This is a genomic window from Tabrizicola aquatica (assembly GCF_002900975.1).
In the GTDB taxonomy this organism is placed as follows: Bacteria; Pseudomonadota; Alphaproteobacteria; order Rhodobacterales; family Rhodobacteraceae; genus Tabrizicola; species Tabrizicola aquatica.
The window spans coordinates 149,431-171,525 of the sequence record NZ_PJON01000003.1; the positions used below are offsets into that span (position 1 = coordinate 149,431).

The following is a 22,095-nucleotide window of genomic DNA, read 5'->3' on the forward strand; positions in this document are numbered from 1 at the left end:
CAGGCGCCCGGCCCCGCCTGTCGCAGGATGTGCGACGGGGGCGGAAAGGGTGGCTGACAGGACAAGGAACCGGGCCGGATATGCAGATCCTGATGATCGAGGACGAGCCGCGTGTGGCAGACTTCGTGCGGCGCGGCTTGCGGCCGGAAGGCTGGATGGTCGAGGTCGCGCCCAATGCCGAGGACGGGTTGGAGCGGTTGAAATCGGCCACCTATGACATTGTCCTTCTGGACGTGATGCTGCCAGGAATGTCGGGCGACGAGATGTGTCGCCATCTGCGCCGCATCCGCAACGATGTGCCGATCCTGATGCTCAGTGCGCTTGGCTCGACCGACGATCGCGTGAAGGGGCTGCGAACCGGCGCTGATGATTATCTGCCCAAGCCTTTTGAATTCGACGAACTGGTCGCAAGGATCGATGCCCTGCACCGGCGCAGGGCGGGAATGCTGGAACCGGCGGAGGCTGGCGCAATCTGCGTCGGGCCGCTTCGATATGATACCGGATCGATGCGCATCTACTGCAACGAGGTCGAGCTGGACCTGTCGGCCAAGGAAATGGCGGTCCTGGTCGTGCTGATGAAGAACGCCGGGCGCGTATTGGCGCGCGAACGGCTGCTCAATTCGGTCTGGGGGCTGGAGGCCGACCCGCTGACCAATGTGGTCGATGTGACGATCAGCCGAATTCGGCGCAAGCTTCCGCGCGCGGCGGACATGATCACCACCATCCGGAATTACGGTTACCGGCTGGATGCAAGGGACGAGGGCTGATCCCTATGCGTCCCAGGCTGGCGAGACCGTGCCGCCGCCACCTTGCCCGGGCTAGGCTTCGGCGTCCGCGCGGTTGATCAGCGCATTGACGTGGCGTGCGAAGGCATAGGTGGCCGGCAGGCCCAGCACGACGCCGACCAGGCAGGACTCGACCGGCGTCAGGACCCGTGCCCCCGCCCAGGCCGCAATGAGCGAGGCGAAGAAGGCGTTGATCGCCACCGCCCCCGCCCCAAGCGGATAGAGCAGGGCAAAGATCAGCAGGGTCCGGTGGCGGCCCGTCATCTGCGGGCGACCAGCCACTGCACCGCCACCAGGCTGGCGGCGAAGGCCAGGGCGGCGAGGGCGAACCAAAGCTCGACCGTGGCGTCCTGGGCGGCGGGGGTCGGGCGCTGGAATTGCTCGGCCAAGGCGGGTTGGGTGGCCAAGGTGCAGACTGCGGCCAGCAGCGCGGAACGGGTCTTGGATCGGATCATGGTCACTGTCCTTCGGTCAGGGTGCGGTAAAGGTCCGGCAGGGCGGCGGTGATCCGCGCCGGGCTGGACAGAAGCGAAAAGCCATGCGCGCCGAAGATGCGGGCGAACCAGCTTTGCCCGTCCTCGTCGATCACCACGCCATGCAGGGCAAGCCCGCTGCGCCGGGCTTCGCGGACGGCCATCCGGCTGTCCTCGATCCCGTGCTGGCCTTCGTAGTGGTCAAGGTCGTTTGGCTTGCCATCGGTCAGCACCACGAGGAGCTTGCGGCTGGCGCTTTCCTTGGCCAGCTCGGCCGAGACATGGCGGATCGCGGTGCCAAGGCGGGTGTAATGCCCCGGTTTCAGCCCGCCAATGCGGTCGATCACCGGGCGGCCCATCGGCTCGTCAAAGGCCTTGCAGCGGTGCAGGAACACCCGGTTCCGCCGCATCGAGGAAAAGCCCCAGATGCCAAGCCGGTCGCCCAGCCCGTCGATCCCGCCCGCCATGGCGGCAAGGGTCTGGCGCGCGACCTCGATCACCGAAGTGTCGCCCACCGCCGCCTCGGTGCTGCGAGAACAATCGACCAGAAAGGCGACCGACAGGTCGCGCTCGATCTTGCGGGTGGCGATGTGGATGCGGTCGCTGCCCTGGCCGGTGGCGCGGCGGTCGACCTGGGCCGAGACCACGGCGTCAAGGTCAAGCTCGGCCCCGTCCAGCTGACGCGGGGTCAGGATGCGGCGCGGGCGCAGCGCCTCGAACTGGCGGCGGACGGCGCGCAGGTGGCGGGGTTCGGGGGTGAAGCCTGCGGGGTCGGCGGTCACCTCACGCTCCAGCACCACACAGTGATCCGGCATGTAGCTGGCCGCGCGGTGGTTCCATTCCGGGTAGGTGAAGCGGTCGGCCAGCCGTTCGTGTTCCGCTTCGGCCGGGGAAAGGTCGAGATGCAGCCGCAACCGGGTGGCGGCGCGGCGGTCGTGGCGCGACAGGCCGATCACATCCTGATCGTCGGCTGCCTTTTGGGCGTTTTCCTGGTCATCATCCTCGACCGAGCGGTTGAGGTTCAGGTTCTCGACCCAACTCAGGATCGCCTCAAACCGGTGGACGATGAAACTGTCGCGCCGGTTGGCCTGGTCCAGGTCGCGGCGCAGGCCCTTCTTGCGCCCGGCGACGGTGGGCGGGGCTGCGGCTGCCGGGTTCGCCTGATCCGCGTCCGAGGCCGAAGTGCCGGTGCCAGGTTCGGCCCGGTGCAGGCGGATCGCGCCCGGCGTCGCAAGCTGCGCAAGGCCGGGGCAGCGGAGCGGGATCTCTGCCGGGTCCAGCACCGCCTGCGCCACCAGCCAAAGATAGGCGCGGCGGTTCATGGCCGGGCTGTCGAACAGCGCAATCGACGGCGGCAGCCGCAGGTGCGCGCCGTCGAAACTGGCCAGCGCGGTGGTCGTCCGGTCGGGCGCGGCCTGCAGGATTTCCACCGAGGCCGCGCCGCCCAGCGCCCGGAACAGGAAGCTGGCGCTGCGCTGGACCTCGGCGAAGGTTACGGCGGCATCGGGGTGATCGGGCCGGTCCAGCCCGCTGACGATGCCGTGCCAGATCGTGCCGACGGTCTCCTCCGGCTCGATCAGCGCGTGGAGCGACACGTCCATCATCCGTAGACCGTGGCGATCAGGTCGCGCAGCGCGGTCTGCACCTCGGCATCGTCGGACAGGGGCTGGACCACCGCCACCTCAAGCGCCGCATCCACGCTGGTGCCACCCTGGATCAGGGTGGCCGCATAGATCAGAAGCCGGGTCGAGACGCCTTCCTCGAGGTCCATTCCCGACAGGGCGCGGATGTGCCGCGCGAGCCGGGCCAACGCCCCGGCGCGGACGGGATCAAGTCCGGATTCGCGGCTGATGACAGCGGTTTCCGCCGCAGCGTCCGGGAAGTCGAAGGCAATCGACAGGAACCGCTGCCGGGTCGAGGGCTTCAGCTTCTTCAGCACGCTTTGATAGCCGGGATTGTAGGACGCGATCAGCATGAAGCTGTCGGGCGCGTGCAACTCTTCGCCCGTCCGGTCGATCATCAGGGTGCGGCGGCTGTCGGTCAGCGGGTGCAGGACCACGGTCACGTCCTTGCGGGCCTCCACCACCTCATCCAGGTAGCAGATCCCCCCGGTCCGCACCGCACGGGTCAGGGGGCCGTCGACCCAGACCGTCTCGCCGCCTTTCAAAAGGTAGCGGCCGATCAGGTCGGCGGCGGACAGGTCGTCGTGGCAGGCCACCGTATGCAGGGGCTGGCCCATGCGGGCGGCCATATGCTCGACAAAGCGGGTCTTGCCGCAGCCTGTCGGCCCCTTCAGAAGAAGGGGCAGACGGTTGGCATGGGCCAGTTCGAACAGTTCGCACTCACGGCCCGTCGGGCGATAGTGCGGCAGAAGGGCGGGGGTATGGGCGTTCATGGCCTATTCCCCCGCGACAGCGGTGATCGGACCGGGGGTGACGACCTCTTCCTTGCGGACGAAGGCCAGCGAGTAGATGAAGAGGAGCGCCCCGGCCACCACGGCCGCCCCGGCGCCAAAGCGCATCAGGTAGAAGATCGACAGGCCGTCCTGTACCTCCATGTAGTACATCCCCATGACGCGCTGCAGATGCGTCTGGACAGTGCCCGCGAAGGTCAGCACGAAAGTCATGAAGGCCATCCCGCCGGTCATCAGCCAGAACGAGGCCATGTTCAGGACCTGGTTATAGGGCGCACGTTCCCGCAGCATCGGCATGGCATAGGTGAACATCGCCAGGTTCAGCGCGACATAGGCACCGTAGAAGGCCAGGTGGCCATGCGCGGCGGTGATCTGCGTGCCGTGGCTGTAGTAGTTGACCCCGTGCAGCGTGTGCAGGAAGCCCCAGACCCCGGCCCCGAAGAAGGCCACGGTCGATGACCCCAGCGACCACAGGAGTGCGGCCTTGTTCGGATGGTTCCGCCGGCCCTTCCAGACCATGACGAAGGCGAAGGACATCATCAGGAAGAAGGGCACGATCTCGAAGGTCGAGAAGATGGAACCGATCCACTGCCAATAGCCCGGCGTGCCGATCCAGTAGAAGTGGTGCCCGGTCCCCAGGATTCCCGAGACGAGGGCCGTGGCAACGATGATATACAGCCACTTCTCCACCACTTCGCGGTCCACCCCGGTCAGCTTCAGCATCAGGAAGGCCAGGATTGCCGCCATCACAAGTTCCCAGGTCGCCTCGACCCACAGGTGGACGACGAACCACCAGTACATCTTGTCCAGGCTAAGGTTGTCGGGGTTGATGAAGGCGAAGACCCACAGAAGGCAGAGCAGCCAAAGGCCCAGCAGCAGCACGTTGGTCACGGCCGTCTTGCGGCCGGCCAGGAAGGTCATCGAGATGTTGAACAGGAAGATCAGCGCCGCGACCAGGATGCCGACCTTGACCCACAGGGGCTGTTCCAGGAACTCGCGCCCCTCATGGATGCCGACCAGGTAGCTGCCGACCGCGCCCAACGTGCCGACCATCAGAAGGGCGAGCTGGATATAGGCCAGCTTGACCGAATAAATCTCGCGCTCCGCTTCCTCGGGCAAAAGGAAGTAGGCCGACCCGAAGAAGCCAAGCAGAAGCCAGACGATCAGCGCGTTGGTGTGGATCATGCGGATGATGTTGAAGGGCAGGATCTCGGCCAGGAAGTTGGGCGAGACATAGATCCAGCCGGCCAGAAGCCCGCCGATGACCTGGACGGCGAAAAGCAACAGCGCACAGGCGAAATAGGCCAGCGCCACCTTTTGGGATTGGTATTTCATCGCGAAGCCTCCTCAGCCTGCGTCATTGGGCGGCCAGCCCTGGGTGTCGGTTTGATCGGCCCAGCGCAGGAACTCGGCCAGGTTGCGGATGTCCTCGTCGGTCAGGTTGAAGTTCGGCATCTGCCGCCGCCCTTCGATCCCCGAGGGCTGCGCCTCCATCCAGCCCTTCAGCACCTCGAACGCCGCTTCCGGGTCGTCCTGGACGGCCCAGCGGGTCATCACGTTGCCCACCTCGGGCGCGAAATAGGCGCCTTCGCCGTGCAGGCTGTGGCAGTTGATGCAGGAGTTGCGCTCCCACACATGTTTGCCGGCCACCACCGCCTCGGACAGCGGCATTCCGGCGGTGGATTTGGCGACGATGTAGCGGTGGCTGTCCACGGTCAGCCCCACAAAGACGACGACGAAGAAGATCGACCCGCCGTAGAAGATGTTTCGCGCCCGTGTCTTGGTCAGTATTTCGGCCATTGTCGGCGTCCCTCAGACTTTTTCATCCGGGAAGGACTAACCGCTGGTGTCGTTTCCAAGTTTGCGCGGGAACAAAGTCTGCGGGGATTGTTCGGGCCATGCTGCCGGAAAGGGGAGGGCTGGACGATGCGGACACCACGACTGGACGATCCCGACCTGCCGCTGGCCGAGATCATGCGGCACTGGCCGACAACGGTTCCGGTATTCCTGTCGCGCGGGATGTTGTGCGTCGGCTGCGTGATCGGGCCGTTTCACACCATCGACAACGCCTGCGAGGAATACGGGATCGACCCGGACACCCTGCTGGCCGAGCTTCGTGCCGCCGTCAGCCCTGGGGCTGGGACAACACCACCAGCCGGTGCGGCTGCAGCACGGTGATCTTCTTGCGTTCGCTTTGCACGATCCCGGCCTTTTCCCAGGCGCTGAGGGTGCGGCTGACCGTGTGCAGGGTGGTCCCGCTCATCTCGGACAGGTCCTGACGGGTGATGGGAAAGTCGATCTCGATGCCCTGGGGCGTCTTGCGTCCCGACTGGTTCACCAACCGCAGCAGGGCACTTGAGATGCGCTGTTCGACCGCCAGGGTGGCCATCTCCATGATCCGGTCGTTCTTGTCATGCATCCGCGCGCCGACGGTGCGGAAGGTGTTGCGGGCAAAGCCGTCGAAGCGGGCCATGAACGGCTCCCACAACCGCATGGGCCAGGCCAGCACGATGCTTTCGGCCACGACGACCGCCGTCGCGGGATAGGCCTCCAGCCCCATCGCGCGGGCGATGCCGAACATTTCCCCGGGCGGGATCTGGTGCAGGATCACCTGGTCGCCGTTCGGCGTGGTGCGCTGAGCGCGGACATGGCCGTCCAGCAAGAGGAAGAACTGCGTCGCGGGGCTGCCTTCGGAAAAGACATTGGCCCCGGCGTCATGGCGCTGGGACACCGCCTCGTCCAGGATCAGGCGGATCTGGTCGCGCTGAAGGCCAAGGAACGGCGGCAGGCCTGTGACCAGGCTTTCGTCAAGCAGTTTTCCCACCGTTGTCCGCCTTTCGTGCCTGATCGCCGGGCCAGGAACCGCGGCGGAGTTTGTGCCCGCGCAAAGTCGCGCCGGCGCTGTCGGGGTAATCTTCCCTCAACCAAATAGCACAGCAAAGGAAGACAAGATGTTGCGTCAAATGACAAGCGCCCTCGCCCTTGGCCTCGCCCTGGCAGGGGCCGGTTGGGCCGAAACGGTCGAAGTGAAGATGCTGAACAAGGGCACGGATGGCGCGATGGTGTTCGAACCCGCCGCCATCCGCGTGGCCCCCGGCGACACGGTCCGCTTCGTCGCCACCGACAAGAGCCACAACGCCGAGACGATCGAAGGCATGTTGCCCGAAGGCGCCGCCGAATTTGTCGGCGACATGAACAAGGATGTCGAGGTCACCTTCGACGCCCCCGGTTTCTACGGCATCCGCTGCAAGCCGCACTTCGCGATGGGCATGGTGATGGTCGTGGCCGTCGGTGACGAGGCGGCCCCGCCCGCGACCTTCCTGGAAGGCCGCCTGCCCAAGAAAGCCAAGGAACGGCTGGAAGCCGCCCTTGCCGGACTTTGATCAACGCGTAATCCATCCCCGGAGTAACGATCATGAACAGACTGACCGACCTCAGCCAAGGGTTTCCTAGCAGAAGGTCCATCCTGCGCGGCTCGCTGGCCGCGGCAGGCGCGGCGGCCGCCCTTGGCGCCGGCGTGACCCAGGCCAAGGCGCGGGCCCCCCGCGGCCCGATGCCGATGCCGGCCCGCGTACCGGAAAAGCTGATCCAGGCCGAGGCCGAAGTGATCAGCAAGGCCCCGCCGGTCGATCTGTCGGGCTACACCCGGGTCCGGCAAGAGATGGTGGCCCCGCCCTTCGCCCCGGTGCATGACCAGGTGGCGACCGGCGGCCCGAAGATCATCGAGATCACGCTGGAAACGACCGAACGCCTGATGACCGTCGATGCCGACACCGGTGCCGAAATCTGGGCGCTGACCTACAACGGTTCTGTCCCCGGCCCGCTGATCATCGCCCATGAAGGCGATTATGTCGAAGTCACCCTGCGCAACCCGGTGGACAGCGTCTTTGAGCATAACATCGACTTCCACTCCTCGACCGGTGCCCTGGGTGGCGGTGGGTTGACCCACGTTTTCCCCGGAGAAGAAACCGTGCTGCGCTGGAAGGCGACCAAGGCCGGCGTCTTTACCTACCACTGTGCCCCCGGCGGCGAGATGATCCCCTATCACGTCTGCCACGGCATGAACGGCACCGTGATGGTCCTGCCCCGCGACGGGCTGAAGGACGGCAAGGGCAACCCGCTGCGCTATGACGAGGTCGCCTATATCGGCGAGCAGGACTATTACCTGCCCCGAAACGAGGATGGCACTTACAAGACATACGCCGTGGCCGGCGATGACTACGCCGACAGCCTGGAGGCGATGCGCAGCCTGGTTCCCACCCATTCGGTCTTTAACGGCGCGGTGGGCGCGCTGACCGGCGACAAAGCCCTGCGCAGCAAGGTCGGCTCCACCGTGCTGATGATCCACAACCAGGCCAACCGCGACACGCGGCCCCACCTGATCGGCGGCCATGGCAACTTTGTCTGGGAAGCGGGGTCGTTCAACGACGCCCCGGCGACCAACCTGGAAACCTGGCTGATCCGGGGCGGGTCCTCGGGGGCGGCGATGTACACCTTCGAACAGCCAGGGGTCTATGCCTACGTCAACCACAACCTGATCGAGGCCGTCCTTCTGGGTGCCACCGCGCACTTTGTGGTCGAAGGCGAATGGAACAACGCCCTGATGGAACAGGTCGTGAAACCCCACAGCTTCGAAACCTGAGAAAGGCTGAAACCATGTCTCCCGTCGTCCGATCGCTGAATGGCCTTGTGTCCCTTGGTCTGACAGGTCTGGCGGTGGGGGCAGTGCTGGGGGGCGTCCTCTTGTGGCAGGGCGGCCCCCAGCCCCATCCCGTTGACCTGGTGCCCGTCACGCTGCCGACCGGCGCGGCCTTGCGCGTCCAGCGGACCGAGGTCACCGTCCGCGACTGGCAGACCTGCCACGCCGAGGGCGGCTGCACCCTGGCCCTGCGTGATGCGGGCGGGGGCCCCGACTTTCCGGCGACCGGGCTGAGCTATGTCGATGCGCAGGAATATCTGGCCTGGATCAACGCCCGATCCGGTCCCGACTACCGGCTGCCCACCAAAGCCGAATGGTATGCCATCGCTGCCGAGGTGCTGCCCGAAGCCCCCGATCCGATCTTCACCGCGCCGGAACTTCGCTGGGCCTCGGCCTATCTGATCGAGGCGCCGACCGTGGACCGGGCCCTGCATCCGACGGGCGATTTCTCGACCACCAGCACAGGTCTGGCCGACCTGGACGGCAATGTCTGGGAATGGACGCAAGAATGCTACGACGGCGATGAAAGCCGCAACGACCCTGACAGTTGCCCCGCATTCGTTCTGGGCGGCGTGCATGAATCGGTGATGTCCTTCCTGGTGCGGGACCCCGCCAACGGCGGCTGCGCGTCGGGCCTGCCGCCGGCGCATCTGGGCTTTCGCCTTGTGACGGAAGGAAACTCCTGATGGCTACCACGTCTGAACAAGTCCGCGCCTGGACGGGTCCCGCGCTTCTAAGCTACGGGTTCCGCCCGTTCTTCCTGGGCGCGGGGGCCTGGGCAGCGTTTGCCATGGGGGCGTGGATTGCGGTCATTACGGGCCAGCTTGATCTGCCGACCGCGTTCGACCCGGTATCCTGGCACGCGCATGAATTCCTGTTCGGCTACCTTTCGGCGGCGCTGGCCGGGTTCCTGCTGACCGCCGTGCCGAACTGGACCGGCCGCCTGCCCATCGTCGGCTGGCCGCTGGCGGGCCTGTTCGGGGTGTGGCTTCTGGGGCGGGCTGCGGTGCTGGTTTCGGCCACCCTGCCGCCGCTGGCCGTGGCGGCCGCCGACCTTTCCCTGCCGTTGGTGTTGGGCGCGTTCCTGCTGCGCGAGATCGTGGTGGGCCGGAACTGGCACAACCTGGTGGTCCTTGCGCTTTTGGCCGTGTTCACCTTGGGCAATGCGGTCTTTCACTGGGAGGCAGCACGGGGAGAGGTCGCCGCGCAGGGCATCGGCCTGCGCATCGGTCTTGGTGCCGGGCTGATGATGGTCGCGGTGATCGGCGGCAGGATCATCCCGTCCTTCACCCGCAACTGGCTGGTCCGCCAACCCCAGGGTCACGCGCGGCTGCCGGTCGCCCCGATGCAGCGCTTTGACAAGGCGGCACTTCTGCTGCTGCTTCTGGCGCTGCTTGCCTGGGTCGCGCTGCCCGATGCCCGCCTGACCGCAGCGCTTCTGGCCCTTGCCGGCGTGGCGCATCTTGCCCGCCTGGCCCGCTGGTCCGGCGACCGGACCTTTGCCGAGCCGCTGCTTCTGGTGCTGCACGCAGCTTATCTGTTCCTGCCGCTTGGCGCGTTGGCGATGGCCGCAGCGATCCTCGTCCCGGATCTGCTTGGCCCCGCCGTCGCCCAGCACCTCTGGATGGCAGGAGCGATCGGGATGATGACCCTTGCCGTGATGACCCGTGCCACCCTTGGGCATACCGGACGCGGCCTGACTGCCGGACGCGGTACGACGCTCGTCTATCTGGCACTGGGCACCGCTGTCGTGGCGCGGTTGGCGGCGGGGCTTTGGCCCGCTTCCGCCTCACCCCTGCTGGAGGTTTCGGGGCTGGCGTGGATTGGAGCGTTTGGCGGTTTCGTGGCGCTGTACGGCCCACTTCTGACGCGGCCCAAGTCTGTGCGGTAGCGTCGGCCCTCATGCGCGCCCCGAGGCGCCAAGGTTGCGCAAGATGTGCCGGACGGCGGCGGTCATCGGTGCCTCGGTCGCTTTCAGAAGCTCGATCCGGTCGAACGCATCGGGGTGGCTGGCAAGGGTGTCGCGCAGCGCCGCGCCGAAGGTCTGGCGCAATTCGGTGCCGATGTTGAACTTGGCTATCCGGCTTGTCGCCGCCAGCTTGGCGCGTTGCGTGGGGGGAACGCCCGATCCGCCGTGGATCACCAGCGGAACGGTCGTGACTGATTCGATCGCGTGCAGGCGGGCTAGGTCCAGCCCGGCGCGCGTTTCGGTCTGCAGGTGCAGGTTGCCGACGGAGACTGCCATCGCGTCCACCCGCGTCTCGCTGGCAAAGCGCGCCGCCTCGGCCGGGTCTGTCCCCGCCGAAGCCGCGCCGCCGGCATAGCCGACAAAGCCGATCTCACCCTCGCAGCTGGCCCCTGCCGCATGGGCCAATTCGGCGACCGCTGCGGTCAGGTCAATGTTTTCCTGCAAAGGCAGGCGCGAGCCGTCGAACATCAGCGAGGTGAACCCCGCATCCAGTGCCGCGCGGCATTCGTCCAGCGACGTGCCGTGATCGAGGTGAGCCACCACAGGAACGCTGGCCCCTTCGGCCAGGTGGCGGAACATCCGGCCAAGGATCGGTAGCGGAGTGTGCGCGCGGCAGCCTGGCCCGGCTTGCAGGATGATCGGCGCGCGCTCCGCCTCGGCGGCGGCGACGAAGGCGCGCATGTCCTCCCACCCCAGGCAGACCAGGCCGGGGACGGCATAGCCGCCCGTCAGCGCCGGTTGCAGCACCTGGGTCAGTGTCGCCAGCGTCATTTGAACTTGGCCACCATGTCCATGATCCCCGGGATCGTGTGCAGTTGTGCTGCGTGAGTGGGTTGGAAGTATTGCTTCAGGCTGCGCTGGCTTTGGCCGCCAAGGATGGTGAAGTAATACATCTCATAGCCCGGCAGGACGCAGCAGGGGTGATAGCCCTTGTCGATCAGAACCGTGGAGCGGTTCATGATGTGATAGGCGTCGCCCGGTTGGTTATCCACCCGCTGCAGCATCTGAAGGCCCGAGCCATAGTCGGGCCGGAAGCGGAAGTTGTAGCACTCGTCGTGCCGCGTCTCGTCGGGTAGGCGGTCGGTGTCGTGCTTGTGGCTGGGAAACCCTGACCAACCACCCGCGCCGACGGTGTAAAGCTCGGACACCAGCAGGCGGCCGACGCGGTCATGGTAGGCGGCGCCAAGGATATGCTTGATCTTGCGGTGGGTCTTGGTGTCGTCGGACCCGTATTGCACCTTGTCGATCTGGTCGGCGCGAACGGCAAAGGGGCGAAGCGTTTCGGCGAACTTTGCGCCGGCGATAAAGACCTCGGTGTCGGTCAGTGCGGTGATCCGCGCGCCCGTATCCTGGGGGACATAGACGCCCTCCGGCTCGCCGTCCCAGACATCGACGCCCCTGTTGCCGACACCCGCAAAGGTCTCGCCCGCGGTTTCCACTGTGACCGTGCCAGTGGCGGGGACGACGCAGGTCTCATAGCCGGGGGTGCGATAGTCGAAATGCGCGCCCGCCTTCAGGTGGACGATGTTGAAGTAGACGTAAGGGACCAGCGGATCCTCGCGGTCGACGATGGGCTGGTTCTGGTTGTCGTGGGCGGCGATGTGCATGGGGGTCCCTTTATGCGGTCGGGCCGCTGTGGTGGGCAAGAAAGGCGTCAAGCTCGGTCCCTGTGGGCATCGCGGGGGCGCAGCCGACCCGGGCCACGACCATCGCGGCGGCGGCCGAGCCGCGCAGGACCGCGTCGCGGACCGGCAAGCCAGCGGCCAGGGCCGCGATGAAGCTGCCAAGGAAACTGTCGCCCGCGCCGGTGGGCTTCAGCGCCTGGGTCGGGTAGATGCCAGTGGCGAACTCGCCTTGTGGAGTGATTGTGACCGCGCCGTTTTCGCCCATCTTGTAGACGACGATCTGTGCGCCCTCGGCGATCAGGGTGCGCGCCTTTTCCAGGCCAAGGTCGGGGTGTCCCGCCATGAAGCCGAACTCCACATCATTGCCGACGATGACGTCGCACAGCGCCGCGGCGCGGGAGTAGACCTCGGCGGCCTCGGCTGCAGAGGCCCAGGAATAAGGCCGGTAATCCACGTCGAAGATCAGCGGCAGACCGGCGGCGCGCGCGAGGTGAAAGGCCCGGAAGGCGGCGCTGCGCGACGGTTCTGCCGCCAGCACCGTGCCGGTGGTGATCAGGGCCGAGAAGGCCGGGTAATCGACGGCCTCTACATCCGCGAGGGTCATCGCGAAGTCGGCGGCGTTGTTGCGGTAGATGACGGATTGGCAGTTTTCCAGCCGGGTTTCGACCACGGCGAGCGAATTGCGCGCCTCGCCCGCGACGGCGCGGACATGGGTGCGGTTGATGCCGTAGGCGTCAAGCTGGTTCAGACAGAAGCGGCCCACCGCATCATCCGAAACGCAGGTCAGCAAAGCCGCCCGGCACCCCTGCCGCGTCAGGGCCACGGCGATGTTGGCCGACGATCCACCAAGTGTGGTGGTGAAGCGCGTCGCCTCCTCGATCCGCGTGCCGGGGGGATCGGCGTAAAGGTCCATGCCCGCCCGACCGATCACCAGGAAGTTGCGCCCTTGCAGGCGTGCGAGGTCGGCCATCAGAGGCCCTGCCTTTGACCGGCGCGGCCCGCTTCCACCTCGGCGTGCTTGGCACGGACGGTGTCGCTCTCCGACACTTCTGCGGTGCCGATCTCCCACCAGGCATGGCCTTGGGTGGTCCAGCCCTCATAGGCGTCGACCTGCATGACGATGACGCTGGTCTTGGTCGCCGCCTTGGCGCGCTGGAAGGCATCGGCCAGTGCGGCGGGGTCGGCGACCGTCTCGGCGTTCGCGCCCATCGCCCGGGCGTGGGCCTCGAAGTCCACCGCGAAGGGCTCGGCCACCGTGGGGCAATCGGCGATCAGGTTGTTGAAGCTGGCCTGTCCGGTGTTGTTCTGCAGCTTGTTGATGACCGCAAAGCCGCCGTTGTCGAGGACCAGGACGATCAGCTTCTTCCCCGTCAGGACCGAAGAATAGATGTCCGAGTTCATCAGAAGATAGCTGCCGTCGCCGACGAAGACGATGGTGTCGCGGTCCGGCTCGGCTTCGGCCTGGGCGATCCGGGCGCCCCAGCCGCCGGCGATCTCATACCCCATGCAGGAAAAGCCGAACTCCACGTCCACCGTGCCGATGCCAAGCGTGCGCCAGTTCGCCGTGACTTCGGCGGGCAGGCCCCCCGCAGCCGTCACCACCCGGTCGCGCGGATGGCAAAGGGCGTTCACCACGCCGATGGCCTGAGCATAGGAATTTGGCCGGTTCCCGTGCGCCACGTTGGCCGCGACGTAGGTGTTCCAGGTCTTGCGTTCAGCTTGCGCGCGGGCCAGCCAGTCGGGCGGGGCGCGGTGGCCGGAAAGCGCAGCATCCAGCGCCAGCAGCCCAAGCTTGGCATCGCCCACCACAGGCAGCGAGAGGTGCTTGGCCGCGTCATGCCGCCCGGCGTTCAAGCCGATCAAACGGGCTTCGGGCGCAAAGACCGTCCACGACCCGGTGGTGAAATCCTGGAGCCTTGTGCCCACGGCCAGGACGACATCGGCTGCACCCGCGATGGTATTGGCGCTGTCCGATCCGGTCACACCAATGGGGCCGATGTTCAGCGGATGGTCCGCCAGCAAGTTCGCCCGGCCGGCGATGGTTTCCACGACCGGAATCCCATGCGCCTCGGCGAAAGCTGTCAGTTCAGTTACCGCGCCGGAGTACTGCACCCCGCCGCCAGCCACGATCACCGGACGCTTTGCGGTGCGCAACAGGGCTGCGGCCTCGGCCACCTCCAGCGGATCGGGCGACTGGCGGCGGATGCGGTGGATGCGCTTGGCGAAGAAGGCTTCGGGGTAGTCGTAGGCCCAGCCTTGCAGATCCTGCGGCAGGCCGATGAAGGCGGGGCCGCAATCGGCGGGGTCCAGCATCGTGGCAAGGGCCGCGGGCAGCGATTGCAGGATTTGCGCGGGATATGTGATCCGGTCCCAGTAGCGGCTGACGGCCTTGAAGGCGTCGTTCACGCCGAAGGTCGGGTTCCCGAAATGCTCCAGCTGTTGCAGGACCGGGTCGGGCAGGCGGGTCAGGAAGGTGTCGCCGCACAGCATTAGCATCGGCAGGCGGTTGGCATGGGCCAGGGCAGCAGCCGTCAACAGGTTGGCCGTCCCTGGCCCCGCACTTGCGGTACAGAACATGAAGCGGCGACGCAGGTGGTACTTGGCGTAAGCCGCTGCGGCAAAGCCCATGCTTTGTTCGTTCTGGCCGCGATACAAAGGCAACTCGTTACTAACAGGGTAAAGCGCCTCGCCCAGACAGGGCACGTTGCCATGCCCGAAGATGCCGAAGCCCCCGGCGCAGATGCGCACCTCTTGTCCGTCGATTTCGATGAACTGCGCCATCAGCCAGCGCACGATCGCCTGCGCCACGGTCAGCCGGATGCTGTCGCTCATCGGTCCCTCGTTCCTTGCTTCCCGCAAAGCCACTTGCGCGCTCTGATGAGTGAGGATACATTTTTTGCAACCGGTTGCAACACCGGCTGTGCGCGGGGAGGCGGGCAGTGACGGATATCGGGATCGGGCTGGTTGGCGGAGGCTACATGGGCAAGGCGCATGCCGTCGCCCTGTCCGCCGTGGGCGCAGTGTTCGACACGGCCCTGCGGCCCCGACTGGAGGTGATCGCGGCCAGTAGCCCCGAGTCAGCCGAGCGGTATCGCCGGGCCTATGGCTTTGCGCGGGGGGCAGCCGACTGGCGCGACCTGGTGGCCGATCCGAAGGTTCAGGCGGTGGTCATCGCCTCGCCCCAGTCCACCCACCGCGCGATTGCCGAAGCGGCGTTTGCTGCGGGCAAGCCGGTATTCTGCGAAAAGCCTCTGGGTGCCTCGCTGGAGGATGCCGAAGCGATGGTCGCGGCGGCCGAGGCTTCGGGCCTGCCGAACATGATCGGCTTCAACTACGTGCGCACGCCGGCAACCCAGTTCGTCCGCCAACTGCTGGCCGAGGGCGCAATCGGGCAGGTCACCTGGTTTCGCGGCGAGCATACCGAGGATTTCCTGGCCGACCCCGCATTGCCCGCCACCTGGCGCACGACGGGCCGGGCGAACGGCTGTATGAGCGACCTCGCCCCGCATCCGATCAACTGCATGCTGGCCCTCATGGGCCCGGTGGCCGAGCTTTCGGCGCGGATCGAGACGGTCCATGCCGCCCGCCCCGGCCCGAATGGCCCTGTTGCAGTGGATAACGACGACCAGGCGCAACTGATGCTGCGCTTTGCCAGCGGAGTGATGGGGCACCTGTTCATCAGCCGCGTCGCGACCGGGCGGAAGATGGGCTATGCCTATGAAATTCACGGCACCAAGGGCAGCATCCGTTTCGATCAGGAAGACCAGAACGCCGTCCACCTTTACCGCGCCGAGGGGCCAGAGGCGACGCGCGGCTTCACCCGCATCCTGACCGGGCCGCAGCACCCCGATTACCTGGCGTTCTGCCAAGGGCCGGGCCACGGCACCGGCTATCAGGACCAGATCATCATCGAGGCGAAGGACTTCCTGCAGGCCATTGCCACTGGCCAGCCGGTCTGGCCCACCTTCCGCGACGGCCTTGCCGTCAGCCGGATCATCGACACCGCCTTCCAGGCATCCGACGACAGGCGCTGGCACGCCGTCCCGCAAACATGAGGCCAAAATGACCATCCGTATCGGCAATGCCCCCTGCTCCTGGGGCGTCGAATTCGCTGACGATCCGCGCAACCCGGCCTGGCGGCAGGTCCTGTCCGACTGCGCGGCGGCGGGCTACAAGGGGATCGAGCTGGGCCCCATCGGCTTCATGCCCGAAGACCCCGCCATCCTGGGCGAAGCTCTGGCCGAGAACGGGCTGGAGCTGATTGGCGGCGTCGTGTTCCGGCCCTTCCACGATCCTGCTAAGTGGGATGAGGTCTGGGACGCCGCCACCCGCACCTGCAAGGCGCTGACGGCGCATGGGGCGCAGCATCTGGTGCTGATCGACAGCACCTCGCCCCGCCGCGCGCCGACCGCGGGCCGGGCCGACGCAGCCGAGCAGATGGACCGCGCCGAATGGACCGCCTTCCGCGACCGCATCGCCAAGGTCGCCAAGCTGGGCGCCGAGGAGTATGGTCTGACCGTCGGCATCCACGCCCATGCCGCAGGCTTCATCGACTTTGAGCCGGAACTGGAGCGGCTGCTGGACGAGGTCGACGAAAAGATCCTGAAGATCTGCTTCGACACCGGCCACCATTCCTATGCGGGCTTTGACCCGGTCGCCTTCATGCGCCGCCACATTGGCCGCATTTCCTATATGCATTTCAAGGATATCGACCCGAAGGTCAAAGCCGACGTGATCGCCAAATCCACCGGCTTCTACGACGCCTGCGGCCAGGGCATCTTCTGCAACCTTGGCACTGGCGATGTCGACTTTCCCGCTGTGCGTCAGATTCTGCTGGACGCCGGATTTGAAGGCTGGTGCACGGTCGAGCAGGACTGCGACCCGACGCTGGACGTCAGCCCCATCGACGACGCGCGCAAGAACCGCGCCTATCTGCAATCCATCGGCTTCTGAGGGCATCATGGCAAAACTGAACTGGGGCATGATCGGCGGCGGCGAAGGCAGCCAGATCGGCCCGGCCCACCGTCTGGGCGCTTTGGCCGACGGGCATTTCAACCTTGTGGCGGGCGCGCTGGACCACCGGGCCGACGTGGGCCGCGAATATGCGCAACGCCTGGGCGTTGCCGCCGACCGCGCCTATGGCGACTGGGAAGAGATGCTGGCGGGGGAAAAGAACCGCGCCGACCGCTGCGATCTGGTCACCGTGGCCACCCCGAACTCCACCCATTTCCAGATCACCAAGGCCTTTCTGGAGGCTGGCTTCAACGTCCTGTGCGAAAAGCCGATGACCGTGACGGTGGAAGAGGGCGAAGAGATTGTCCGCATCGCCGAAAAGACCGGGAAAATCTGTGCGGTGAACTACTGCTATTCCGCCTATCCGATGGTCCGCCAGGCCCGGGCGATGGTGCGCAACGGCGACATCGGCAAGGTGCGTCTTGTCGTCACCAACTTCAGCCACGGCCACCACGGCGACGCGACCGACGCCGACAACCCGCGCGTCCGCTGGCGCTATGACCCTGCGATGGCGGGTGTGTCCGGCCAGTTCGCCGATTGCGGCATCCATGCGCTGCACATGGCCAGCTTCATCTGCGACGATGAGGTGGAGAAGCTGTCCGCCGACTTCGCCTCGACCATTGCCTCCCGCCAGTTGGAGGATGACGCGATGGTCAACTTCCGCATGGCGAAGGGCACCGTCGGGCGGCTCTGGACCTCCTCTGTCGCAATCGGGCGTCAGCACGGGTTCGACATCCAGTTCTTTGGCGAAACCGGCGGCTTCCGCTGGGCGTCGGAACAGCCGAACCAGTTGATCTACACCCCCGTCGGCGGGCGCACGCAGATCATGGAAAAGGGCGAAAGCGGCCTTTACGAGGACGCCAAGCGCCTGTCCCGTGTCGCCATCGCCCACCCAGAGGGCTTTCCGCTGGCCGTGGCGAACATCTATTGCGACCTGGCCGATGCGATCCGGGGCGAAAAGCGTGACGGGTTGCCCACGGCGACGGCCGGGGTTCGGTCGATGGCGGCTGTGCATACGGCGGTCGCTTCGGCCAAGGCCGGAGGCACCTGGATGGATGCCCGCCCACCGATGTTCCGCTAGGGCAGGGCGCGCAGGGTCTGCCGCTCGATCACTCGGCAGTCAAAGAGCCGGACCTCCGCAGGGCGGTCCGGCTTTTCTATCGTGGCCACCACCAGATCGATCGCCGCTTCGATGATCTGTGCCACTGGCTGGTGGATCGTAGTCAGGCCAATGTTCTGCCAGCGCGACATCTCCATGTCGTTCAGCCCGATCAGCCCGATGTCGCCCGGGACCTTCAGCCCCGCGTCGACGATTGCGCTTAGCGCGCCCACCGCCAGAAGATCGTCGCCGCAGAAATACGCCTCTTGCGGTTCGGCCAGCAGGCGCTGCATTTCGGCCCGCCCCGCGTCGAAGGTATAGGCCTCGGCATAGGACACCTGGACGCTCATGTCGGCCTGGCCCCGAACCGCGTTCAGAAAGCCGGTCGCGCGGTCCTGCGTCGAGGTTGCCGTCGCCGGGCCGCCCAGAAAACCGACGCGCCGATAACCGCGTGCGATCAGCGCCTCGGCCGCCATCCGCCCGCAGGCCACGTTGTCGATCCCGACCACCGGCACATCGGGGGCGGTCGACTTGCGCCCGAACGCATGCACCACGGGCAAGCCGGCGGTCTTGAAGGCTTCGGCAAAGCTTGGGGGCAGGGTCGAGGAGGCCACGATCACGCCGTCCACCGAATACTGCCGCAGCATCCGGACCGAGGCGGCAGGGTCGGTCGCATCGCTGAGGTTCACCAGCAAGGGCCGCAGGCCACGATCTTGCAGACCGCGGGTGAACAGGTCGAACACCTCCAGGATCAGGGGATTGTGGAAGTTGTTGACGATCAGCCCGATCAGCTTGGTCCGCCCGGTCGTCAGGCTGGAGGCCAGCGCATTCGGCGCATATCCCAGGTCGTTGGCGGCCTTTTCCACCTTGGCCCGGGTCTTGGGCGACACCGAGGCCCCGGTGGTGAACGTGCGCGAGACGGCCGAGCGTGACACCCCCGCCCGTTCCGCCACCTCTTTCAGCGTCACCACCATGGTCTGCCCAAACACCTGTCCCTGTCCGGGCCACTATACATGCAACGATCCCTTAGAAAACCTGGCCTGGCCCGTTGAACCTGCCGGTCGCAGGGTGGTCAGCGCGGCGACCGGCTTGCCGCTGCTGCTTTGCAGACGCTACAGGGCCATCAGCAGGCCAATAAGCAGGATCACCCCGCCCGCCAGCGCTGCGATATCGCCGCCGCGCACCGGCGGTTGCGGCAGGTGGGTTCGCGGCTGGCCGGGGCGCAGACCGCGGGCTTCCATCGCGATGGCGGCACGGGTGGCGCGGCGGATGGCAAAGGCCAGCAGCGGGATTGCCAGCGACATCACCTCGGTCGGCCCCGGAACCCGGCGCATCGGCCGCCCCCGCCGCATCGCGCGCGCCATGCGCAGCGTCAGAAGTTCGCGCCGCAGATCCGGGACGATGTGCATCGCCTGCAACATGGCAAAGCCAAAAGCAGCCGGAAGGCGCAAATGGATCATCAGAACGCGCACCAGCCTGCCCGGATCGGTGGTCAGCGCGAACAGGGTCGAGATCATCCCGCAAGCCAACACTCGGGTGAACAGCACCAGTCCCGGCGCGGCATCCGGCTGGGCCGCGCCTTGTTCCTGCGCCATTTGCAGGACGAAGCCCGACTCGCGGTGAAACAGCACAGAGGTCGTCAGGAGCCCAAATCCGAACAGCGCAAAGGGCACCATCAGCAGGACAAGCCTGCCAAGCGCGATCCGCTCGACGCCCCACAGCAGGCCAAGGGCAAGGATCAGGCCGGCAAGCTGCAGCCGCAGGTCGAATACCAGAACCAGCGCGGCGATCCAGATCAGGCACAAGGCCAGTTTCGGCAAGGGGTGCAGCGCGCTTAGCATGGGACGCCCAGGTCCAGCAGGGCCGCCGCTTCGGGTCGGGCCAGGCCATGACGCTCCAGCCTTTCGGCATCGCGCAGCACCAGGGCGGGCGGACCGTCGGCGACGATCCCGCCATCGGCCAGCAGGACAATCCGGTCGCAAACCGAAAGGGCGAAATCCGCGTCATGGGTGATGACGACCACCGCTTGACCCCGCGCGGCCAGCGCAGCGATCTGGCGCGCAGCAGCAAAGCTTCCGGCATGGTCCAGACCCGAGGTCGGCTCATCCAGAACCAGCACCGGCCACGGTCGCGCCGCAGTCAGCGCCGCCAGCGCCAGCCGTCGCTTCTGGCCCATCGAGAGGGTGTAGGGATGCTGGTCCGCAAGCCCCGTGAGCGACCATTGGGCCAGACCGGCGCGCACCTGATCCGGCGTGGCCCCCATCGCGACAAGTTCACCCTGGACGCTGTCGGTGACGAAATGTGCCTCGGGGTTTTGAAAGGCCATGGCCCCCGCCGGCCCTGATCGACGCCCGGTCCGCAAGGGCAACAGGCCGGCCAGACAGGCCCCAAGCGTGGATTTTCCCGCCCCATTTGGCCCCAGAATCCCAAGCACCTCGCCTGCGTTCAGGGTCAGGTCGATCCCCGCCACAACGACCGGCCCGTCAGGCGGGGCGCAGGCTGCACGCTCCAGCCGCAGGATGGGCGGTCCGAGAGGCGCTGGCGGCTTGCCGACCAACCGGGACAGCTCAAGGCCCAAGGGCAGGTGTGGCAGCAGATCCTCCATCCGCCAGACCTGCGGCAAGGCGTGGCCCTGCTTTGCAAGGGCCAGCCGCACGCGCACGGCCAGCGGCGTCCAGATGCCTTGGGCGTCCAAGTCCCCGCCATGGCTGCCGAACACATCCTGAGGCGAGCCTTCGGCCAGCATCTGCCCCTGCCGGTTCAACACGCTGACGCCGTCGATCCGGTCCAGGACCGGTCCCAGCCGGTGATCCACGATCAGCACGCTTTGCCCTGGCGCCAGCAGCAACTCGGCCGCCAGCCTGGCCGCAGCAGGCGCGAGGCTGGCCGTCGGCTCGTCCGCCAGGATCAGCTTTGGGGCCTGCGCCAGGATGGCGGCAAGAGCGACCATCTGCCGCTGGCCCCCCGACAGGCTGCCGATGCGCCGTGCGGTCCAGTCGGGGGGCAACCCGGCGCGGCGCAGGGCCGCTCTGACAGACTCTGCAATGACCGCGGGCGGCAGCTCGCGGTTTTCCAGCGCGAAGGCAATCTCGTCGGCCACGGTAAAGCCCGCCAAGGTCTGATCGGCGTCCTGAAACAGGATCGCAACGCTGTCGGCCCAGTCCGCGGGACGCCGGCTTTCACTGGGTCGGCCGAACAGCGCAACCTCGCCGCGCCGTTCGCCCGGGATGCTTGCGGGGATCAGACCGGTCAGGCTGTGCAGCAGCGTGGATTTGCCACTGCCGGAAGGACCCAGAAGCAACCGCCTCTCACCCGCGCGCAACCGCAGGGACACCGGCCCCACGGCGTCCCTGGCCGCTTCGGGATAGCGGAGGCTGACCCCCGTGCAGCGCAGGGCATCGGGCAAGGGGGGCGTCATGCGACCGCACGACGATCCTGCGCGATGGCAAATCCGGAAAGAACCCCGGTGCGCTTCAGCGCAGTCACGATCCAATGTCCCAACAGCCCCGCCAGCAGCGCGCCGGACAGGCAGCGCAGCACGAACATCGCCACCAGCAGCCCCGGGGCAAGGCTGGCATAGTCGAACCGCACCCAGGTATAGGCGAACGAGGCCATGGCGGCCCCGACCCCGGCCGCCATCAGCACCGGCAGCCCCCAGCGCCGGTAGCGGGTCGCGGCAAAGACCGCCTCGGCCCCGGCCCCCTGCACCAGGCCGGTCAGCAGCAACAGCAACCCCGCCGGACTGCCCAGCAGGACCTGGATGCCTGCGGCCATCACCTCGGACACCAGCGCCACGCCCGGCTTGCGGATGATCGCCGCTGCGATGATCGAGACGACGAACCAGAAGCCCATCACGACATCCATGGTCAAGGGTCCGAAGATCGCCTGCAGGACAAGCCAGACCTGCACCCATCCCAGGTACAACACACCAAAAACCGCGCCCAACATGGCGGTGACAAGGGTTTCACGCAGGGTCCAGACAACAGTGTTCGGCATGGAAAGCTCCATTTCATTGAGGA

The 22,095-nt window shown here is 66.6% G+C and carries 24 protein-coding genes; 9 read left to right on the top strand and 15 right to left on the bottom strand.

All coding sequences use genetic code 11. The annotated features are described in order from the left end of the window. Positions 1-80: 80 nt before the first annotated feature. Entirely contained in the window at positions 81-767 is a 687-nt protein-coding gene (locus CXR42_RS12465) for a response regulator transcription factor (protein WP_103257896.1), read from the top strand. A 51-nt stretch (positions 768-818) separates the two neighbouring features. Here the strand turns inward: CXR42_RS12465 and CXR42_RS12470 are convergent, their stop codons facing one another. The 6 genes from CXR42_RS12470 to CXR42_RS12495 are packed head-to-tail and all read right to left on the bottom strand — an operon-like array spanning position 819 to position 5,471. Next, positions 819-1,049, bottom strand: coding sequence for an NnrT protein (locus CXR42_RS12470; RefSeq protein WP_103257897.1), 231 nt, complete (start codon positions 1,047-1,049; stop codon positions 819-821). Then, a complete protein-coding gene (locus tag CXR42_RS12475) occupies positions 1,046-1,240 on the bottom strand; it encodes a protein NnrT (protein ID WP_245875438.1) in 195 nt (64 codons plus the stop codon). Before CXR42_RS12475 ends, CXR42_RS12470 begins: the two co-directional genes overlap by 4 nt. 2 nt (positions 1,241-1,242) lie before the next feature. After that, positions 1,243-2,859, bottom strand: coding sequence for a nitric oxide reductase activation protein NorD (locus tag CXR42_RS12480; protein ID WP_103257898.1), 1,617 nt, complete (start codon positions 2,857-2,859; stop codon positions 1,243-1,245). Beyond that, positions 2,859-3,653, bottom strand: a complete 795-nt coding sequence (locus tag CXR42_RS12485; RefSeq protein WP_103257899.1) for a CbbQ/NirQ/NorQ/GpvN family protein — start codon at positions 3,651-3,653, stop codon at positions 2,859-2,861. Before CXR42_RS12485 ends, CXR42_RS12480 begins: the two co-directional genes overlap by 1 nt. Before the next feature lie 3 nt (positions 3,654-3,656). Then, complete coding sequence (locus CXR42_RS12490) at positions 3,657-5,006, bottom strand: cbb3-type cytochrome c oxidase subunit I (RefSeq protein ID WP_103257900.1); 1,350 nt, start codon at positions 5,004-5,006, stop codon at positions 3,657-3,659. 12 nt (positions 5,007-5,018) lie between these two features. After that, positions 5,019-5,471, bottom strand: a complete 453-nt coding sequence (locus tag CXR42_RS12495; RefSeq protein ID WP_103257901.1) for a c-type cytochrome — start codon at positions 5,469-5,471, stop codon at positions 5,019-5,021. Positions 5,472-5,597: 126 nt separating this feature from the next. Here CXR42_RS12495 and CXR42_RS12500 point away from each other — a divergent pair, with 126 nt between their 5' ends. Next, positions 5,598-5,849 (top strand): DUF1858 domain-containing protein, encoded by a 252-nt coding sequence (locus tag CXR42_RS12500; RefSeq protein ID WP_103257902.1) that lies wholly within the window; start codon positions 5,598-5,600, stop codon positions 5,847-5,849. Here the strand turns inward: CXR42_RS12500 and CXR42_RS12505 are convergent. Next, positions 5,797-6,495, bottom strand: a complete 699-nt coding sequence (locus CXR42_RS12505; RefSeq protein WP_103257903.1) for a Crp/Fnr family transcriptional regulator — start codon at positions 6,493-6,495, stop codon at positions 5,797-5,799. The genes CXR42_RS12500 and CXR42_RS12505 overlap by 53 nt on opposite strands. 127 nt (positions 6,496-6,622) lie before the next feature. On the opposite strand from CXR42_RS12505, the gene CXR42_RS12510 reads away from it, so the two are divergent. From CXR42_RS12510 to CXR42_RS12525, 4 genes are all read left to right on the top strand, one after another. Further along, positions 6,623-7,054, top strand: a complete 432-nt coding sequence (locus CXR42_RS12510) for a pseudoazurin (RefSeq protein ID WP_103257904.1) — start codon at positions 6,623-6,625, stop codon at positions 7,052-7,054. 176 nt (positions 7,055-7,230) lie between these two features. Further along, positions 7,231-8,313 carry a copper-containing nitrite reductase gene (gene nirK, locus CXR42_RS12515; RefSeq protein ID WP_425444867.1) on the top strand — a complete coding sequence of 361 codons (1,083 nt, stop codon included), beginning with the start codon at positions 7,231-7,233 and terminating at the stop codon, positions 8,311-8,313. Between the two features lie 14 nt (positions 8,314-8,327). Continuing rightward, positions 8,328-9,056: a formylglycine-generating enzyme family protein gene (locus CXR42_RS12520; protein WP_103257906.1), complete on the top strand. Its 729-nt coding sequence runs from the start codon at positions 8,328-8,330 to the stop codon at positions 9,054-9,056. Then, entirely contained in the window at positions 9,056-10,261 is a 1,206-nt protein-coding gene (locus CXR42_RS12525) for an NnrS family protein (protein WP_103257907.1), read from the top strand. Before CXR42_RS12520 ends, CXR42_RS12525 begins: the two co-directional genes overlap by 1 nt. 9 nt (positions 10,262-10,270) lie before the next feature. Here CXR42_RS12525 and CXR42_RS12530 read toward each other — a convergent pair whose 3' ends face one another. Genes CXR42_RS12530 through iolD form a run of 4 tightly spaced genes read right to left on the bottom strand, consistent with a single transcriptional unit; the run spans position 10,271 to position 14,796 of the window. Then, positions 10,271-11,110, bottom strand: coding sequence for a class II fructose-bisphosphate aldolase (locus CXR42_RS12530; RefSeq protein ID WP_103257908.1), 840 nt, complete (start codon positions 11,108-11,110; stop codon positions 10,271-10,273). Beyond that, positions 11,107-11,946 (bottom strand): 5-deoxy-glucuronate isomerase, encoded by an 840-nt coding sequence (locus tag CXR42_RS12535; RefSeq protein WP_103257909.1) that lies wholly within the window; start codon positions 11,944-11,946, stop codon positions 11,107-11,109. Before CXR42_RS12535 ends, CXR42_RS12530 begins: the two co-directional genes overlap by 4 nt. Positions 11,947-11,956: 10 nt before the next feature. Beyond that, positions 11,957-12,934, bottom strand: coding sequence for a 5-dehydro-2-deoxygluconokinase (gene iolC, locus CXR42_RS12540; RefSeq protein ID WP_103257910.1), 978 nt, complete (start codon positions 12,932-12,934; stop codon positions 11,957-11,959). Further along, positions 12,934-14,796: a 3D-(3,5/4)-trihydroxycyclohexane-1,2-dione acylhydrolase (decyclizing) gene (gene iolD, locus CXR42_RS12545; protein WP_103257911.1), complete on the bottom strand. Its 1,863-nt coding sequence runs from the start codon at positions 14,794-14,796 to the stop codon at positions 12,934-12,936. Before iolD ends, iolC begins: the two co-directional genes overlap by 1 nt. A gap of 107 nt (positions 14,797-14,903) precedes the next feature. Here iolD and CXR42_RS12550 point away from each other — a divergent pair, with 107 nt between their 5' ends. The 3 genes from CXR42_RS12550 to CXR42_RS12560 are packed head-to-tail and all read left to right on the top strand — an operon-like array spanning position 14,904 to position 18,058. Continuing rightward, a complete protein-coding gene (locus CXR42_RS12550; RefSeq protein ID WP_103257912.1) occupies positions 14,904-16,019 on the top strand; it encodes a Gfo/Idh/MocA family protein in 1,116 nt (371 codons plus the stop codon). 7 nt (positions 16,020-16,026) lie between these two features. Next, on the top strand, positions 16,027-16,917 hold the full coding sequence (locus tag CXR42_RS12555) for a sugar phosphate isomerase/epimerase family protein (protein WP_103257913.1): 891 nt from the start codon (positions 16,027-16,029) through the stop codon (positions 16,915-16,917). Positions 16,918-16,924: 7 nt separating this feature from the next. Continuing rightward, a complete protein-coding gene (locus tag CXR42_RS12560) occupies positions 16,925-18,058 on the top strand; it encodes a Gfo/Idh/MocA family protein (protein WP_103257914.1) in 1,134 nt (377 codons plus the stop codon). Here CXR42_RS12560 and CXR42_RS12565 read toward each other — a convergent pair. From CXR42_RS12565 to CXR42_RS12580, 4 genes are all read right to left on the bottom strand, one after another. Continuing rightward, on the bottom strand, positions 18,055-19,050 hold the full coding sequence (locus tag CXR42_RS12565) for a LacI family DNA-binding transcriptional regulator (protein ID WP_103258264.1): 996 nt from the start codon (positions 19,048-19,050) through the stop codon (positions 18,055-18,057). The two genes, CXR42_RS12560 and CXR42_RS12565, sit on opposite strands and share 4 nt — an antisense overlap. Positions 19,051-19,188: 138 nt before the next feature. Further along, positions 19,189-19,917 (bottom strand): energy-coupling factor transporter transmembrane component T family protein, encoded by a 729-nt coding sequence (locus CXR42_RS12570; protein ID WP_103257915.1) that lies wholly within the window; start codon positions 19,915-19,917, stop codon positions 19,189-19,191. Beyond that, positions 19,911-21,494, bottom strand: coding sequence for an ABC transporter ATP-binding protein (locus CXR42_RS12575; RefSeq protein WP_103257916.1), 1,584 nt, complete (start codon positions 21,492-21,494; stop codon positions 19,911-19,913). The genes CXR42_RS12570 and CXR42_RS12575 overlap by 7 nt, the downstream gene beginning before the upstream one ends. Next, positions 21,491-22,072 carry an ECF transporter S component gene (locus CXR42_RS12580; RefSeq protein ID WP_103258265.1) on the bottom strand — a complete coding sequence of 194 codons (582 nt, stop codon included), beginning with the start codon at positions 22,070-22,072 and terminating at the stop codon, positions 21,491-21,493. The genes CXR42_RS12575 and CXR42_RS12580 overlap by 4 nt, the downstream gene beginning before the upstream one ends. Between the last annotated feature and the right edge of the window lie 23 nt (positions 22,073-22,095).

Bases quoted from the DNA above. Each gene is read 5' to 3' on its own strand.
- CXR42_RS12465 (WP_103257896.1), top strand. From the start codon at position 81: ATGCAGATCCTGATGATCGAGGACGAGCCGCGTGTGGCAGACTTCGTG.
- CXR42_RS12470 (WP_103257897.1), bottom strand. From the start codon at position 1,049: ATGACGGGCCGCCACCGGACCCTGCTGATCTTTGCCCTGCTCTATCCG.
- CXR42_RS12475 (WP_245875438.1), bottom strand. From the start codon at position 1,240: ATGATCCGATCCAAGACCCGTTCCGCGCTGCTGGCCGCAGTCTGCACC.
- CXR42_RS12480 (WP_103257898.1), bottom strand. From the start codon at position 2,859: ATGGACGTGTCGCTCCACGCGCTGATCGAGCCGGAGGAGACCGTCGGC.
- CXR42_RS12485 (WP_103257899.1), bottom strand. From the start codon at position 3,653: ATGAACGCCCATACCCCCGCCCTTCTGCCGCACTATCGCCCGACGGGC.
- CXR42_RS12490 (WP_103257900.1), bottom strand. From the start codon at position 5,006: ATGAAATACCAATCCCAAAAGGTGGCGCTGGCCTATTTCGCCTGTGCG.
- CXR42_RS12495 (WP_103257901.1), bottom strand. From the start codon at position 5,471: ATGGCCGAAATACTGACCAAGACACGGGCGCGAAACATCTTCTACGGC.
- CXR42_RS12500 (WP_103257902.1), top strand. From the start codon at position 5,598: ATGCGGACACCACGACTGGACGATCCCGACCTGCCGCTGGCCGAGATC.
- CXR42_RS12510 (WP_103257904.1), top strand. From the start codon at position 6,623: ATGTTGCGTCAAATGACAAGCGCCCTCGCCCTTGGCCTCGCCCTGGCA.
- nirK (WP_425444867.1), top strand. From the start codon at position 7,231: ATGCCGGCCCGCGTACCGGAAAAGCTGATCCAGGCCGAGGCCGAAGTG.
- CXR42_RS12520 (WP_103257906.1), top strand. From the start codon at position 8,328: ATGTCTCCCGTCGTCCGATCGCTGAATGGCCTTGTGTCCCTTGGTCTG.
- CXR42_RS12525 (WP_103257907.1), top strand. From the start codon at position 9,056: ATGGCTACCACGTCTGAACAAGTCCGCGCCTGGACGGGTCCCGCGCTT.
- CXR42_RS12530 (WP_103257908.1), bottom strand. From the start codon at position 11,110: ATGACGCTGGCGACACTGACCCAGGTGCTGCAACCGGCGCTGACGGGC.
- CXR42_RS12535 (WP_103257909.1), bottom strand. From the start codon at position 11,946: ATGCACATCGCCGCCCACGACAACCAGAACCAGCCCATCGTCGACCGC.
- iolC (WP_103257910.1), bottom strand. From the start codon at position 12,934: ATGGCCGACCTCGCACGCCTGCAAGGGCGCAACTTCCTGGTGATCGGT.
- iolD (WP_103257911.1), bottom strand. From the start codon at position 14,796: ATGAGCGACAGCATCCGGCTGACCGTGGCGCAGGCGATCGTGCGCTGG.
- CXR42_RS12555 (WP_103257913.1), top strand. From the start codon at position 16,027: ATGACCATCCGTATCGGCAATGCCCCCTGCTCCTGGGGCGTCGAATTC.
- CXR42_RS12560 (WP_103257914.1), top strand. From the start codon at position 16,925: ATGGCAAAACTGAACTGGGGCATGATCGGCGGCGGCGAAGGCAGCCAG.
- CXR42_RS12565 (WP_103258264.1), bottom strand. From the start codon at position 19,050: ATGGTGGTGACGCTGAAAGAGGTGGCGGAACGGGCGGGGGTGTCACGC.
- CXR42_RS12570 (WP_103257915.1), bottom strand. From the start codon at position 19,917: ATGCTAAGCGCGCTGCACCCCTTGCCGAAACTGGCCTTGTGCCTGATC.
- CXR42_RS12575 (WP_103257916.1), bottom strand. From the start codon at position 21,494: ATGACGCCCCCCTTGCCCGATGCCCTGCGCTGCACGGGGGTCAGCCTC.
- CXR42_RS12580 (WP_103258265.1), bottom strand. From the start codon at position 22,072: ATGCCGAACACTGTTGTCTGGACCCTGCGTGAAACCCTTGTCACCGCC.